This window comes from Levilactobacillus mulengensis (genome assembly GCF_003946045.1).
Classification (GTDB): domain Bacteria; phylum Bacillota; class Bacilli; order Lactobacillales; family Lactobacillaceae; genus Levilactobacillus; species Levilactobacillus mulengensis.
In genome coordinates this window covers 39,900-54,481 of the sequence record NZ_RHNW01000017.1, presented here as the reverse complement: position 1 = coordinate 54,481, position 14,582 = coordinate 39,900, and the positions used below count along the sequence as shown (strand labels likewise).

The following is a 14,582-nucleotide window of genomic DNA, read 5'->3' as shown; positions in this document are numbered from 1 at the left end:
GTCAATTAACCACCAGTCTGCAAATGGTCGTTTTAGCGTTTTTAGCACTATTACTTAAGAGATTTTAGACAGCTTCTTAAAATACTCGACTGGCAAACACCGTATCAGGTTATGCTGACAAATTTGTCCAAAAATTCGGATTAAATTTGCAATCTACCAATTCAATAAATAATTTGGTTTTCATGACGTTACTAGGAGGCGTAACTATGAATTTCTGTCCCAATTGCGGGAACAAATTAGTTCCCGATGCAAACTTCTGTCCTAATTGTGGGGCTAACTTACAAAAATATCGAACGACTGAGCCTGCGGCTGTTCCGGAAGCAGCCTCTCAGCCGGAGATACCTGGTAATGAGCACTCAACCAATGAGCTATCGGCAGAGACAAGCCAATCGTCGGTAGGCTCAGAGACGCACCAACCTTCACAGACCAGTGTTTCACCCGTTGAAGATGACGGTATCGAAAGTCAGCAAGCTGAGTCAAACGCAGGGGTGGGGTCGGAAACGATAGATGTGGTCACAACAGAAGAGGCCGCTGAGACCTCTGAGGCGACTGAAGATGCGGGTGCTGAAGCGTCCAAATCAGTTTTGAGTGAGATGACGAGCTTGGCAGCTCGCCCGAAACATCAACCGGCCACTGAAATGAAGGTGCAACCGGCTTCTTCGGTAGCCAGACCGGAAATTCATACACGCTTGGTCGTTAAACCCCAGCCAACGGTTCCTAACGGCCAATTGACGCGTCAATTACGGGCTAGTCTGAATGCGCTTTATATCCAATTAACGTTGACGTTTGACATTCCTCAAGGGAATGGGACGTTAACCACCAAGTTTTCGCGGATAAAGTTACGGATTGCTAAAAAAATAGAAGGGTACGACCTTGACGAGTTAGCGTATAAAGTTGAACCGCTCTGTCAAGACGACCACGTGGCCACTCAAGAAGAAGTTGAGTTCGTGCAAGCCCTGATAAATAAATACCGAAATTACGGGCGAACGAGTGAATTAGAAAAGAAATTGAACCTTCTATCTGGTCAATCGAGTAATGCTATTGTGGATGCGGACCACTTGAATCAGCTACAAGAATATATGCACGTTGACCGCGGGAATCTTGAGACGGACCTATTAACGATGATTGAAGGGCTGTCCACTCAACACGGAAAATTGATTTTCTTAGTCGGTAACGTTGGGGATGGGAAATCCCATTTGATTGGCTATTTGAAGCAAAAACATCGTGACTTATTTAGGGAAAAACAGGTCAAAATTCACTACGATGCGACTGAAAGTTTTGATCCCCATAAAACGGCGATGGAAACGTTACTGGAGATCCTTCAGCCGTTCTCAGATGGCAAACTGGCCACGACGCAAATGAATCTGGTCGTGGCAATCAACATGGGAATCCTGATGAACTTCATTCGCCAGGCGAAACAGGCCGGGGATTTTGAGCAAGTCTTAGCCTTTTTGGCGGCATCGGGGATCACCACCAGTCTGACAAACCAGGATAAGTTAGCGAATGCTCAGTTTGGTCTCTTATCATTTCGGGATTATCCGCTCTTTAAGGTTGATGCCACGGGGACTAACAGCCAATTTTATGATGCGTTATTTGATAAAGTGGCGATGCAGAGCACGACGAATCCATTCTATCAAGCTTACCAAATGGATCAACAACACTATGTGACGCGACTGACCCATCATAATTATGAGTTGTTTATGAACCCTAAAGTTCGCGAAACGTTGAAATTCTTACTCATTAAGATTCAAGTGGAATCAAAGGTCATTATTTCAACGCGGGCGTTGCTTGAATTGATTCACGATATCTTAGTGCCCAATCAATTAGAGGAAAATGATGTCATTAACTACCAAGAATCGCTTCCCTACTTATTATTTGGTGGTTCAGGGGATTCGGCTGTCATCAAAAAGATCAATGAGTTCGACCCCCAAAAATTCCAGAATCAACGGGCCGAAGAGCTGATGACTAAGATTTACAATTCGCGAAAAGACTTGCAGAAACTGGCGGAAGACTTTTTAGGAGCCGAAGACGCCCACCAGATTGAATGGCTCTGGGACTATGTCAACGTTGATAAAGCCTCCTTTGAGGAAAAATTGGGCTTGCTGCTACGGATAAAGTATTTATTAGAACGGGAAGATGCCATCTTTGATGACGGCCCATACCATGAATACTTGCAATTGCTGATGGCTGCGGCCACCAAAGATGGTCGTCACCCAGTTAATCGCGAGTTCTATAAGCAGACAAAACAATTTATCTACGACTGGAATGGTAGCCCCCAACGCAATTATATTTTTACGTTCATTAACGAACGTAAAAAATTTGGGGTGGCGGTGCCGTTTAACCTTGAGTTCAAGGAGATTACCGAACATGACTTTAATGTCGTGTTTCAGTTAAAAAATGCGGATGCGACCCAAGGCCATGCGCTCGTTATCGATTTCGACCTGTTCGTCCTGATTAAGCGAGTGGGACAAGGCTATTTGCTAAAAACGGCTGACCGGCATCAATTTGTCAACGTGGCAACGTTTATTGAAAATATTACCAAGAGTCGCCAGACGGACAAAGAAACGTTGATTGGGAATATTGAGACTAACCACTACTACCGGTTAACCTATGATGGCATGGATGTTGAAATGGGGGAGATGTAGTCAATGAACGAACAAGTTAAGGCCTTATGCACAACGTTACATTTTGAGACCAAGTTTAAAGCCACCCATGATTTTGCCGGATATATCTTACCCTTCTTTACGCGTAAGCCGGAACGGGTCAAGTTTACAAATGGGTTCACCCCCATGGTCGGCGTCATTGCGCGGGCAGTTAATGGGAAGAACGTTGACCTGAACCAATCAGCTTTAACGGCGAAGAGTACGTTGATTGACACCGATGTTGATCAGCAGGTCGTTGACCAACTTTTCTCGCCAGACATTTATCGCGAGATGCCCAGTTCGAAGTTGTTACAATATCTGCCACTATCAGAAAGCAAAGAACGCACGGGTGAAATTCGGTTAGGGGAATTCTTGATTGAGCTCCTGCGGCTGAAAGAAAATCAAACGTTTGTGGCGAGCTTTAGCGGGACCCAGCCGGCGAACTTGTATGAACGTGTCGTTTTCGAAGGACTCAAGGCCACGGAGAGTGCGAAGCAGCAAGCCCCTCGCCATTTTGAATTCTATAATCAGGGTTACTATGAAGACCTATTTCGCCAGGATGTTCAACGGTTGATTCAAGATAAAGGTTATTTTTATGACCATATCGCCGAGTTGTTGAAATTTTATTACTTCACCTATGTGACCCAAACCATTGCGCGAGTTAGCAATTCTAAGGCCAGACAGACCATTACGCCGCTTTATTTTGCGCTTGAAAACGAATCGATTTCCCGTTCACGACAGGCGGTTAAAACGGGGTATTCAATGGTCTACCAACACGGGCAGGATTTGTTGACCGATGTTGATGTTTTGAACTACTTAAATGCTTTGATTCCGGATACGAAGCATTTCTATTGGAAAAATCAGATTCTATCGCCTGATTTTGCGTATATCCATGCGTTATATGCCAATTTAGCTGAGTTCTTACCGATTTTCAGCCAGCAGTTAGACGCCGCAGTGACCGCCGGTATCGATTTTGAGTTCCCTGATTTATCGGCGGCAGTGAAATGTTTGTGGACGTTACTGGCTAAAAGAAGTGATGGTAGTCGAGGAACCAGTTCACGGTATGCGAAGTCGTTTGAAGAAATTGCCCAACAAGGGTTTGTTCGGCAACACGGACGGTTGGGCCGCACCTTCTCCCTGAACAAGCACACTGTGCTGATGTTGACGACCGCGATTGTTGGTCAAGATAAAATGCCGTTGAATGCCGTTTTCAAGGCGCTACAGGAACGTGGTGTTTATTTCGATCGAATGACGCGTGACCAGGTGATTGCCTTATATGAACAAGCCAATATTTTAGAAAAATTAAGTGATAGCGGGGATGCACAATATGTTAGAGGAATACTATGAGTTCTTATGTAAACGGCTGATTTCATGGGCGAATACGGTCGATATCACGCCGGGGGACCGCTACGTCTTAAGCTTTGAAGAGTCTCAGCAAGTTCAAAGCTTCATGGGGAACCTGAGCCGTCTGGACACTGTCAATGAATTCCACGTGAGTCAGGGAGACAGTGACTTTAAAGGGTTAGCCGTTGAGTTAGGCCAACAACCACAAGCTATGAAGTTGGTGGTTGTGTCCACGAATAATGTGACGCCAGACTATTTAGTTAATCTGCGAAATCAGATTGGGCGACAACAAGGGATTTGGGAAAATACTGCATTACTGTTTGTTTCCAACCGTATTTTGGATAGTATCAATAGCGGTGCGAAGGACATCAGTCGCCAGGGTGGACCGTTCAACCTTGATGAGTTACGTAAAAATCTGGAAAATGAAGTTGATCAAAGTGACAGTCTTAGCATCAAGGAGCAACAGATTCTAAAGGTCATGGTGCGGGCCTTCTTCAAGGGGGAGCAAACCTTTACCCTGATGGATTTTGCGGATGCCTATGCCATTATCGAAAAGGGGAAAATCGAATCCCATGATTATACGCAGATGGGGTATTTCCAGGATAAGAGTTTGGAGACCTTCGAAGAGGATGATATCGAGAAACGCTTGGGTGAAAATCATGCGGATTTTGCTGAAATTGGCATGATTCGAGGCTTTGGGGATACAAAAGAAAAGTTAGAAAAGATCGTCACTGGTGACCGACTCACAACCGCATTAGCGGGCAATGATTGGCAGTCAGTGGATTACAAACGGGTGCTAGAGGGAAAGGCTGAGCTTGCTGAGACGAATCAGGTAAAAATCTCCTATTTAGCTGACCAATTAGTAACGGACAATCCGGACATCCAACTCTGGGATCGGCCGCAGAAATCAACTAAGGCGGGCCAACGGAATCGGCAACTCATCATTTTTAATCCGTCTGCGCAGCCGGAGCTAACGTTATCAATTCCGTTTGATCAAGTCATTAAAAAGGATGGCTTGGCTAAAAAGATGACGGATAGCACTAACCCTAAAATTGAGACGGGGGGGCATCATTTAAAAATCGCCTTTACCCATTTAACAGACCAGAAGGCCATGGCGACGAAGGTCGTTTATAAACATCAAAACAAGGGCTCACTGCGTTTTACCTTCAACATCTTGATTTTACCCATTGTCCCGATGTTGATTAGCGCGTTGCGGCCGGTTTATCGATTGGCGATTCGTGGTGGTCAGAAATATGCGATTGAGTTACCTAGTGATATCGATGATTTTGAATTGGGAACGGGGCCGGTCAAAGAAATCACGGCACGGTCGATTGATGATTTAGATGGCCTGCAAGTGACGAAATGGAATCGGTTAGCGATTAAAACGACCCAGTTGATTTTAGACGACGAGGCTGCTGATGAGTTTACATTGTCGATCAATAACATCGATGTGCCATTTTCTTTGGTTGATGAGGATGAACAGGTCGTTCCACGGAACGCCGTCTATCTTGAAAATTTCCGGCGGCAACATAGATTTGATGGGTATTACCGCAACAAACAAATCTTTTTCGGGGAGACCGCTTTTAGTGTCTACGAATCGCAGAAGAGATTTCTGGACTTAGAGTTTGATGCGATTAACCATGACAAGTATTTCCCGGGTCATGATGATTTCACCCTGGAAGCGCCATTACTGACGGCCTATGGTAATCTGTTCTTCGAATTACGTCATCGGCAAACCGCGATGAGCCTAGTTAACTGGGACGACAAGATTCAGGGCCTTGTCCAGATTATTTTGGATGAAGTTAAGTCGGAAATTAGTCAGCAAGACAATCGTATCGAATTACCGAACGACATTCGAAATATCGTGCATATCGGGGAATTCGAACGAGATGGTGAGCTGGCTTATGCACCGTTCAATCCGATGCTCTTGGCCTACCAACTGCAGGTTGAAAAGGAAATCGGCCACGAACAACTGTCTGATACGATTCAGCGTAAGTTGAACCCAGCGCACCTTGTGCCGTACCTTAAGCGAAACGGCACCGAATATAAGGCGGATTATGTCTCTAACGCCCCAAGATGGCTGATCTATTCCCAGACAAAACTGTCCAAGTTTAGTGAGGTTTCTCAAAAGATCATCACGGAGCGCCTCAAGGACTTTAAAAAGCACTTTGACTACTTATTTACGCTGAATGCACAAATCACTTACAACGTCCGTGCGGTCAATGTTAAGGATGAGCGGCCCCTAATTAAGAGTGTGACGGACTATTTGATTTATGAAATTGGACAGAATAAGGATGACCTTTCGCAAATCAATCCGGTGGCTTTGCACATTGTTAACCATGAAGCAAAACATCTCAGTTCCACCATTACACGCTTTTACAAGATTCATAGCAAGGCGGATTATGAGGACTTTTTCCACCAACCGTTGAAGACGGTGAAAGATGTTAATTCTGATCAAATTATTGAAACGATTCAAAATAAGTTGGACATCTTTTATGGTGAGAATCCGGAAATCGATTACCATATTACCTTCTATCAGTTTACGAATCAGTTAACGCTGAGTCAGTACAGCACGGAACAGTTAACGATGAATTACTCGATTGATGGGTTGATTGGTGGCGATGAATACACCAACGTTCAAAATAGTATTAAAAATGGTTTCGGGACTAAGGGCCTCTCGGCAGACGAACTGTCTGGTCCACTAAAAATGGCAAAGGTCTGGAACGAACTTTTGGTGGCAACGGTTCAACGGCACGCCGTGATGAGTCATGGTCAAGCCCTGACGAACAGTGTCGAAGAAGTGGATAACCAGGAGTTCCAGCACCAGTTCGATGGCAGTAAGTGGGTCACCTTATTGAATCCGGAAGTGAAGTTAGATTACTTTACGCAGATGAACCAGAATATCTACGTCATTCACTACACGGATTACACGAATTCGGCCAATTATGAATCGATTACGTTGACCAAAAAGGTGCACCAATATGAAATCATTCTGTCGGAAAACCTTCCTGAATCCGTTGACCATCGGGATAATCAGGCATTTTTGACCACCATTATCAAGTCGTTCAACGTCCTGAATGGTGAGTGGTTATTACGGTTGGTCAGTCACCGCAACCAAAAGAACACGGTCAAAGAAAAGCTGAGTATTCTAGCGGTCTACAAGGAAATGCTGGGCATCTTGCACCGCCCTGATATTGTGTGGGTGCCACTTTCACTGGAAGAAATTTTACGTGTGTCGGGATCGTTTGTCGGGGAGTCCCGGAACGATGCCATCTTCAGTGCCAAAAGTCTGGGGGCCCAGGGCGCAATATCGGATGATTTGCTGTTCATTGGTCTTTGGGAATATGAAGGCCAGCTAAAGGTGACCTTTTTACCAACTGAGGTTAAAGTCGGTAAGAACGCCAATCAAGCCATCAATAAAGCAGATAGTCAGGTCGACAAGACGTATAACGTGTTAAAGAAAGTCATCTTTGATGCCATCGACTTTAAGTCGGACTTTTATTTGGATTTCTTTATGAAGTTGTACTTTGCCAATGCCGCCAAACTATTTAGCAATGGTAACATGACGGCGGACACTTACCAGAAGTTGCAGCGCTATCGCCAGGCGGTCAGCCAGGGAGACTTACGTGTGGATAATACGTTGACGGATGTTTATCGGAACAAATTTATCTTCTCGTTAAAACGGGAAGAAACCAACCGTTCCTTACGGATCAACGACCACTATACGCTGGTTGAAGTTCCTGAAAATGATGCCTTCCGTTTTTCCGGTGTTGAGACCCAACGCGTGATTGATTTGGTGCAGCATGATCAGTTAGGCTTCGATACGTCGCGGTTATTGAACGATGTTTCGCAGAACGATGGTTCAACGTATCGGCATCTGGTAGCAGAAGCCCAAGAGGAAGCAACTTCAATGGCAACCCAGGTCACCGATACGGCCACCGTGGATGTATCGGTGACGGCTGAGCGTTCTGAACTGTCCTCGTCGTTTGAAACAGGTGACCAGTCAGCTGATGAGACGCGTGATGACGATTTAGCTAGTCTGTCGACGGTAGAATCACGGCCAACATCGGTAAACGTGCAAGAAGCTCGTCCGGCCAGCCAGGAAGCTGAGCAGCCGCTCTTAGTTCGTTCAGAGCACACTACGCCGGAAGAGACGACTGAGGTTCCCGATAATCGGCGTATTCTGCTAGGAACCATCGATGGCTCGAATCAAAAGGCATTCTGGGAGTATGACAATCATCAATTAGCAAATCGCCATATGCTGATTACTGGGAAGTCAGGACAAGGTAAAACGTACTTTATCCAGACCTTGTTATACGAATTTGCGCAAAATAAAACGGACACGTTGATTATTGATTATACGGATAGTTACTTGCCAGATCAGTTGGATGATATTTTGAAACAACAGGTTCCTGAGATTCATCAACACATTATTATGCAGGAGCGTTTGGCGATTAATCCGTTTAAGTTTAACGAGTACAGTATTGGTGATTTTCACTACCAGGAAAAGGCTGAAAACGTTGTGTCGCGAGTTGCGGAAGTTTTAGACTTTGTCTTTGGCTTGGGGATTCAGCAAAAGAGTCGGTTGATTACCATTATGAATGAAGGAATGGCGACTAGTAAGCACTATACCTTTAGCAAGCTAAAAGAACAGTTGACCGAAAATAAAGATGATTTAACGCTCTATGGGCGATTGCAGACATTGTTGGATAATGATCCCTTTACCTATGGTGAGACGAATTTTGATTGGTCGGATTACTTTGGTTCAACTGGGCAAATCAACATTATCCAATTAAGTCGCTATCCGGCCTCCGTGCAAAAAGCGATGATTGAATTTGTCTTATGGGACCTATTTAACTATTCGCAGATGCATACGGACCGACATCTGGTCTATCCCGTCTTTCTGGATGAAGTTCAAAACTTGAATTTTGCACGGGAAGCACCAACGTTTAAGATTTTGACCGAAGGCCGTAAGTTTGGGTGGTCGGGTGTCTTTGCTACCCAATCGCTTAGCAGTATTAAGGGTGAGGTCGATTCAATTTATAATACGGCTGAGCAGGTCCACTTCCTGCCACCGGAAAGTCAGACGCGGGCGATTGCGAAAACGTTAAGTTCTGATCGTAACCGACAAAAAGGATATGAGCAGGAATTGTCGGAATTGCAAAAGGGCCAGTGTATTGTCAATGGACCGATTTTGAATGAAGAGGGCCGCTTGATTAAATCGGCGGATGTCGTCAACATTGATAGTTTAAAGAGTCGTCTCAATCGTGATTGAGCTTCCGACAGAAAAGGCGTGACCCGCGGGTCACGCCTTTCGTGTCTTCTATTCTTCTGGTTGATAGAATGGCTTAAAAGAGCTTATAATTGATTACAGAAAGAAATGATAACATGTGGTTAAAAATTTTTGGCATTATTCCAATGATAATGTTTATAGTTGCGTTGTTCTTAATTGGGATTGTTGGGTTAGCAATCATGATTTGGCTTATTGTTGAGTAAGACGTACCAGCTTAATGATATGAACCGAGTGACAAAACTAGATTAAAATTTAAGGCATTTCATTTACACAAGATTCTTGACGCTACCCAAAATGGTAGCGTCAAGAATCTTGTGTAAATGAAATGCCTTCGTACATATAATATGTAACTAACTTAAAGAAATGATGCTTCCAAGGTGTCCTGGAGTCCTTTGAACCCTCGGTGGATCCGCTTCAGAGACTTCTCGTTATAAACATTAAACTGAGAAACCAGGAAGCGATCCAGTGAATCTTCCGTTGGAAATTGTTCTTTGTGGTGGGTGGTGCGCTTGAGATGCTTATTAAAGTTCTCAATCAGGTTAGTGGAGTATAGTGATTGCCGGATAGCTGATGGAAAGTCCATGAAAGTGAGTAAATTCGGCATTTTAAACAGATCTTTGATTAATTTGGGATAGGTCTGATGCCAGTTGTTGGCGAACTCATTCAGTTTCAGTTCGGCTGCTTCACGGTTGGCGGCCCGATGAACTTGTTTAAAGTCACTGATCACGGCCTTGCGGTCTTTTACGCGAACTTTGTTCATCAGATTCCGCCCAACATGAACCAGGCAACGTTGTCGTTTGGCTTTAGGAAAATGCCGATTCAAGCCTTCATCCAAACCAACTAACCCATCGGCCACAAACAACAGCACATCTTTAACGCCCTGCTTGATCAAGGTTCCCAGCAGTTCAGTCCAGATTCCAGTCGATTCTGTTGGCGCAACTTGGTAGTTCAGCACTTCTTTCGTACCATCTGGACGAATGCCAATCGCAATATGAACGGCTTCTTTTTGAACGGTATCCCGCTTTAACGGCAAGTAAGTGGCATCTAAGAAGATGGCCGCATATTGTGAAGCCAGTCGCCGTTGCTGGAAAGCTTGAACCTGTTCATTGACGGCTTTAGTCATGTTGGAAACCGTGGCTTTGGAGTAGTGAGCACCGTACATTTTCTCAATGAGTTCGGCAATTTCAGCAGTGGTAATTCCCTTGGTATACAACTGAATGACCGTTGTTTCTAAATTATCACTGTGCCGACCGTAGGCTGGCAAGGTATGATTTTCAAACCGGCCATTGCAATCTCGGGGAATGGTTAAGTTAAGTTGGCCATACTTCGTATCAAATGAGCGTTCATAACTGCCGTTGCGGTTATTACCAGTGTTAATCCCAGCGTATGAGTAGCGTTCGTAACCCAAAAACTCTGCCAATTCGGTTTGAAGCAGCTGGTTAATCGCAATTTTGAGGTGGTGACGAAAAACTTCGTCCAAATCTTGCTTTTGGGCTAGTGCAGCGATAATTTCTGTGGTAAGTTCATTCATGGGGAATGCCTCCTGTGATGTTTTCTGTGGTTACTAAATATCATAAGGGAAGGCATTCCCTATTTCTATACAATTCAGAAATCTTTTATGCATTTACACAAGATATTTTACGCTCTCGATGAAATGCTAGCTAACGCTAGTCCTAGTGACAAATTGTCTAAACGCTTGCAAGCAATCTTTGCCCAAGCATCTATTTCTCGGCGTGATATGTTGGGTGCAATGATTGGCGCCGGTATGAATATTGCTACAGCAAAAAGTGAATCATTTGCAGTGAATGAACTCAAACAGCAGTATATCGATGGCTATAATAATTCAAGCCCTAATAAACTATCAACAGTTCCAGATAAAGTAGCCAACCAAGCTGAGTATTCTCAACGAATTTGGGTGCATGGCGACGTCATGACGACACGAATGAAAGAAACCCTGAACAAGGGTTTGAGTCGCCGCATGAAAAAATCAGACATCAATAAAATGACCCGCAGTATTCCTCAAAGCGGTGATCGAATTGATGACAATTTAGCAACGCCTATGAACCAAATGCTATCCAGAATTCATACGTTAACAACTAATGAAGCTATACGCAATAGCAACGGCGGTAAGAATAGAGCGTATGATGAACAGAATGTTCAGTATGTGATGTGGTTAACCGAGGAAGATGATCGTGTTTGTGATATTTGTGAACCCACTTGATAGACAAACATTTGCCTATGGACAAGCACCGATTCCAGTCACGAATACTCATCCAAGGTGTCGTTGCCAGCTGGTAGCCTGTGATGAAGATGGGAATCTGCTGTCTGGTGAACTTGATAGGGTATTTAAGGAACAAAAAAAGCCCACTTAGTTTAAAATCAAGTGGGTCAGGAATATTATTAATTGGCTTCGCTCACAACAAAGTCGAGGGGTGCTAACTAAGTTAGCATCTATAATTTAGTATAAGAACCTTAAATGAAGCTTAAAAACTAATTCTTTGATTTACCGACAAAGAAAGAAACTACAGCAACAACAATTACTGCTCCAATAATTGAAGGAATGATTGCCATTCCGGCTAATTGAGGGCCCCAAGATCCGAGTATAGCTTCTCCAATAGAGGAACCAACTAATCCGGCAACAACATTAGCAATCCACCCCATTGATTTTCCTTTGCTAGTAATTGCTCCAGCAATAGCACCAATGATGGCACCAATAATTAAAACCCATAACCAATGCATAAAACATCATCCTCTCTTATTTTTCGAAGGATGTTTTTTAGATTTGTTATAGTTTTGAATTTCTTTAAAAATGGCTAATAAAAGTTGAAATATAGAAATGATAATTGATATTTTTGACCAACGTCCAAATCTTTTCATATGAAATCCTCCATTATCTAAATTGCATCCTTCTTAATCTAATTATAGGCAATTGAATATTTGCATACAAGTTATTCGATTGTGCCGTTCTTTTTAAAATAGGAATTTTTGATTTGCCTTTTCTCAATTACAGGCGTTAAAGAATAATCGATTTAGTTATTGCATAATCTAATTTTAATTTTGGCAATCCCTAACCAAAAAATAAAGAAATACATATGAAACTGTTCATTCCCATTGAACTTGATTGGTCAAAAGGGGATGCTAGTTATTGGCAGTTCGGGGAGCAACATGCTGCCAGTCGGAATCAGAGGAGGAGCATATGAAAAACTTGATCACGACCCACCTAGGCGGCTTGGCCGCCACGTTACTGGCGGTCGAATTATTGGGATGGGCTGGTTGGACGACCTACCGCTACGGTGGGGAGACGGCCTACCTACGAATCACGAAACGCGGTGGGACGCGGCCCTTAGCGCTACCGGTCAATTATGCGATTACCGGTTACGTGTACCACGGGACCGCGGTGACCGCGAACGGGCAGGCCCAGCGCGTGACCTTAAAGACCAATGCGGACGATCCGGGTCCCTTTAAGCCGGGGCAGTTGGTGCGGGTGACGGTCAATCGCCATTACGGCGTGACCCATTACCAGGCGGTGGCCCCGGATCAGGTGCCACTGACTGCCCGGAACCACCGTTAAGAACCAGACACACCAGCCGACCAGCGATTCTCGTCCGGAGAATGACTGGTCGGCTTTTTGCGTGGCTTCTTCTATGATTAGAAGGAAAGGCAGAGTTCCCAAAAAACTATTTAAAGGTAGCTCGGGTGTAGTCGTTTTCCCCCACGGCATGGTAGACCACGCCGGTTAACTTCTGGTTGACCAAGTGGCTTTCCGTCATGTTGTAGAGGGGCAGGACGGCGGCGGTCTGATTCAGGCGTTGCGCCGCGGTCCGCATGTTTTGCCAGTAGGCCTTCTGGTTGGTGGCGTTGACCCCGTGAGCGTCGCTGACCTGGGTGTTGAAGGTTGCGTCGGCGTACTTGCCGTAGTTCTGCGGATTGGTCTTGGTCAGGATGTCGAAGAAGGAGACCGGATCGGCGTAGTCGGCTAGCCAGAGGGTCGAATCCATATCGAAGTTGCCGGATTGCACGGCGCTGTCGGTACTCTTAGCGGGTAAGGCCATCACGGAAACGCGGGCGTTGTCGAGGTTTTGCTTGACCGCAGCCTGCACGAACTGGTCGACGTTCTTCGAAACGGTGGTGTCGTCACTGACCAGTTTGAGGGTCACGGACGACTGGCCGAGTTCCTTGAGGCCCTTGGCCCAGAGTTGCTTAGCCTTGGCCACGTCGTAGGTTTCGGAGTTCTGGGTTTCCGTCCCGAAGTCCTTACCGGTGGTCGGGTCGGTGACCAGGGAAGGCGTCACGTAATTGTACGCCGCGGTGGAACCATCACTGAGGACCTTCTTGGTCAACTGTTCCTTGTTGAGCACCAGATTGAGGGCCCGGCGCAAGTTCTGGTTGCGCAATGCGTGGTTGTCCGCGAGGTTGAACCGCAGATAGTAGGTACCGGCCTTATTGACGTGTTTTAAGTGTTTGTCGTGCTGGACACCTTGGGCGGTGACCCCGGAGACCGTGGCGTCGTCTAAGTCACCCTGTTCAAAGAGGTTGTGGGCGGTGGTCGGGTCCTTGACCACTTGCATGGTCATCTTGCTGAGCTTGATGGCGCCCTTATCATAGTAGCGGCTGTTCTTGACCAGGTTCCAGGTATCGTTGGTGCCGGTCCAGTGTTGGACGGTGAAGGGACCGTTGTAGGCCATCTTGGTACTAGTGGCGCCGTAGGTCTTCCCGTACTTGGTAACCACGCGGTGATCCTGGGGGAAGAAGGCCGGCATGGTCAGCATCTTATCGAGGTACGGCATGGCGTGGGCCAGGGTGACCTTTAAGGTACGGTCGTTCACGGCCTGGACGCCCAGGGAGCTCACGGGCTGTTTCCCAGCGGAGACCTGCGTGGCGTTTTGGATGCCCTCGTAGATGTAACTGTAGCCAGAGGTGGCGCTGGGGCTGACTGAGCGGCGCCAGGCCGTCACGAAGTCCTGCGCCGTGACCGCGTCGCCGTTGCTCCATTTGGCGGACTTCCGCAGGTGGAAGGTGTAGGTCTTGCCGTGGTTGGTGGGTTGGACCACCTTTTCGGCCATCGCCCCGACCACTTGGTTCTTGGCGTTCATGCGGTACAGGCCCTCCATGGACTGCTGTAAGACGTTCCATTGAGTCAAAGTGGCGGTGTTCGACGTGTCCAGGGAGGTCAGGTCCGAGGTCTGCATCAGGTGCAGCGTTTTTTGCCCTTGGTGCGCGGTGGCTTGACCACACGCGGCCAGGGTGCCGGCGAGTAGGCAGAGACTACCGAAGACGGTTAATTTTTTTAAATGCATTGGCGA

General features: G+C 45.9%; 9 protein-coding genes and 1 pseudogene. 6 read left to right on the top strand and 4 right to left on the bottom strand.

What is annotated here, in order from left to right:
• Positions 1-182 precede the first annotated feature (182 nt).
• The 4 genes and pseudogenes from EKM84_RS14360 to EKM84_RS12270 all read left to right on the top strand — a co-directional run.
• A pseudogene (locus EKM84_RS14360) lies at positions 183-275 on the top strand (zinc-ribbon domain-containing protein); the annotation flags it as partial.
• Between the two features lie 234 nt (positions 276-509).
• Positions 510-2,645 (top strand): DNA phosphorothioation-dependent restriction protein DptF, encoded by a 2,136-nt coding sequence (dptF, locus tag EKM84_RS12280; protein WP_225418201.1) that lies wholly within the window; start codon positions 510-512, stop codon positions 2,643-2,645.
• Between the two features lie 3 nt (positions 2,646-2,648).
• Positions 2,649-3,989, top strand: a complete 1,341-nt coding sequence (gene dptG / locus EKM84_RS12275) for a DNA phosphorothioation-dependent restriction protein DptG (protein ID WP_125766010.1) — start codon at positions 2,649-2,651, stop codon at positions 3,987-3,989.
• Positions 3,970-9,261 carry a helicase HerA domain-containing protein gene (locus EKM84_RS12270; RefSeq protein WP_164511397.1) on the top strand — a complete coding sequence of 1,764 codons (5,292 nt, stop codon included), beginning with the start codon at positions 3,970-3,972 and terminating at the stop codon, positions 9,259-9,261. The genes dptG and EKM84_RS12270 overlap by 20 nt, the downstream gene beginning before the upstream one ends.
• Before the next feature lie 373 nt (positions 9,262-9,634).
• On the opposite strand, the gene EKM84_RS12265 is transcribed toward EKM84_RS12270, so the two are convergent.
• Entirely contained in the window at positions 9,635-10,810 is a 1,176-nt protein-coding gene (locus EKM84_RS12265; RefSeq protein WP_125766008.1) for an IS256 family transposase, read from the bottom strand.
• A gap of 87 nt (positions 10,811-10,897) precedes the next feature.
• Between EKM84_RS12265 and EKM84_RS12260 the strand changes: the two genes are divergently transcribed.
• Positions 10,898-11,500, top strand: a complete 603-nt coding sequence (locus EKM84_RS12260) for a phage head morphogenesis protein (RefSeq protein WP_225418198.1) — start codon at positions 10,898-10,900, stop codon at positions 11,498-11,500.
• A gap of 269 nt (positions 11,501-11,769) precedes the next feature.
• Here the strand turns inward: EKM84_RS12260 and EKM84_RS12255 are convergent, their stop codons facing one another.
• Positions 11,770-12,018 (bottom strand): GlsB/YeaQ/YmgE family stress response membrane protein, encoded by a 249-nt coding sequence (locus EKM84_RS12255; RefSeq protein WP_125766007.1) that lies wholly within the window; start codon positions 12,016-12,018, stop codon positions 11,770-11,772.
• 6 nt (positions 12,019-12,024) lie between these two features.
• Entirely contained in the window at positions 12,025-12,156 is a 132-nt protein-coding gene (locus EKM84_RS14450; protein WP_263853638.1) for a hypothetical protein, read from the bottom strand.
• A 319-nt stretch (positions 12,157-12,475) separates the two neighbouring features.
• On the opposite strand from EKM84_RS14450, the gene EKM84_RS12250 reads away from it, so the two are divergent.
• On the top strand, positions 12,476-12,850 hold the full coding sequence (locus EKM84_RS12250; protein ID WP_125766006.1) for a YxeA family protein: 375 nt from the start codon (positions 12,476-12,478) through the stop codon (positions 12,848-12,850).
• Positions 12,851-12,956: 106 nt separating this feature from the next.
• Here EKM84_RS12250 and EKM84_RS12245 read toward each other — a convergent pair whose 3' ends face one another.
• On the bottom strand, positions 12,957-14,576 hold the full coding sequence (locus EKM84_RS12245) for a peptide ABC transporter substrate-binding protein (RefSeq protein ID WP_125766005.1): 1,620 nt from the start codon (positions 14,574-14,576) through the stop codon (positions 12,957-12,959).
• Positions 14,577-14,582 lie beyond the last annotated feature (6 nt).

What these genes read in the sequence shown, in the direction of transcription:
- EKM84_RS12260 (WP_225418198.1), top strand. Translation starts at nt 10,898, where the DNA reads ATGCATTTACACAAGATATTTTACGCTCTCGATGAAATGCTAGCTAAC.
- EKM84_RS14450 (WP_263853638.1), bottom strand. Translation starts at nt 12,156, where the DNA reads ATGAAAAGATTTGGACGTTGGTCAAAAATATCAATTATCATTTCTATA.
- EKM84_RS12255 (WP_125766007.1), bottom strand. Translation starts at nt 12,018, where the DNA reads ATGCATTGGTTATGGGTTTTAATTATTGGTGCCATCATTGGTGCTATT.
- EKM84_RS12250 (WP_125766006.1), top strand. Translation starts at nt 12,476, where the DNA reads ATGAAAAACTTGATCACGACCCACCTAGGCGGCTTGGCCGCCACGTTA.
- EKM84_RS12245 (WP_125766005.1), bottom strand. Translation starts at nt 14,576, where the DNA reads ATGCATTTAAAAAAATTAACCGTCTTCGGTAGTCTCTGCCTACTCGCC.
- EKM84_RS12270 (WP_164511397.1), top strand. Translation starts at nt 3,970, where the DNA reads ATGTTAGAGGAATACTATGAGTTCTTATGTAAACGGCTGATTTCATGG.
- dptG (WP_125766010.1), top strand. Translation starts at nt 2,649, where the DNA reads ATGAACGAACAAGTTAAGGCCTTATGCACAACGTTACATTTTGAGACC.
- EKM84_RS12265 (WP_125766008.1), bottom strand. Translation starts at nt 10,810, where the DNA reads ATGAATGAACTTACCACAGAAATTATCGCTGCACTAGCCCAAAAGCAA.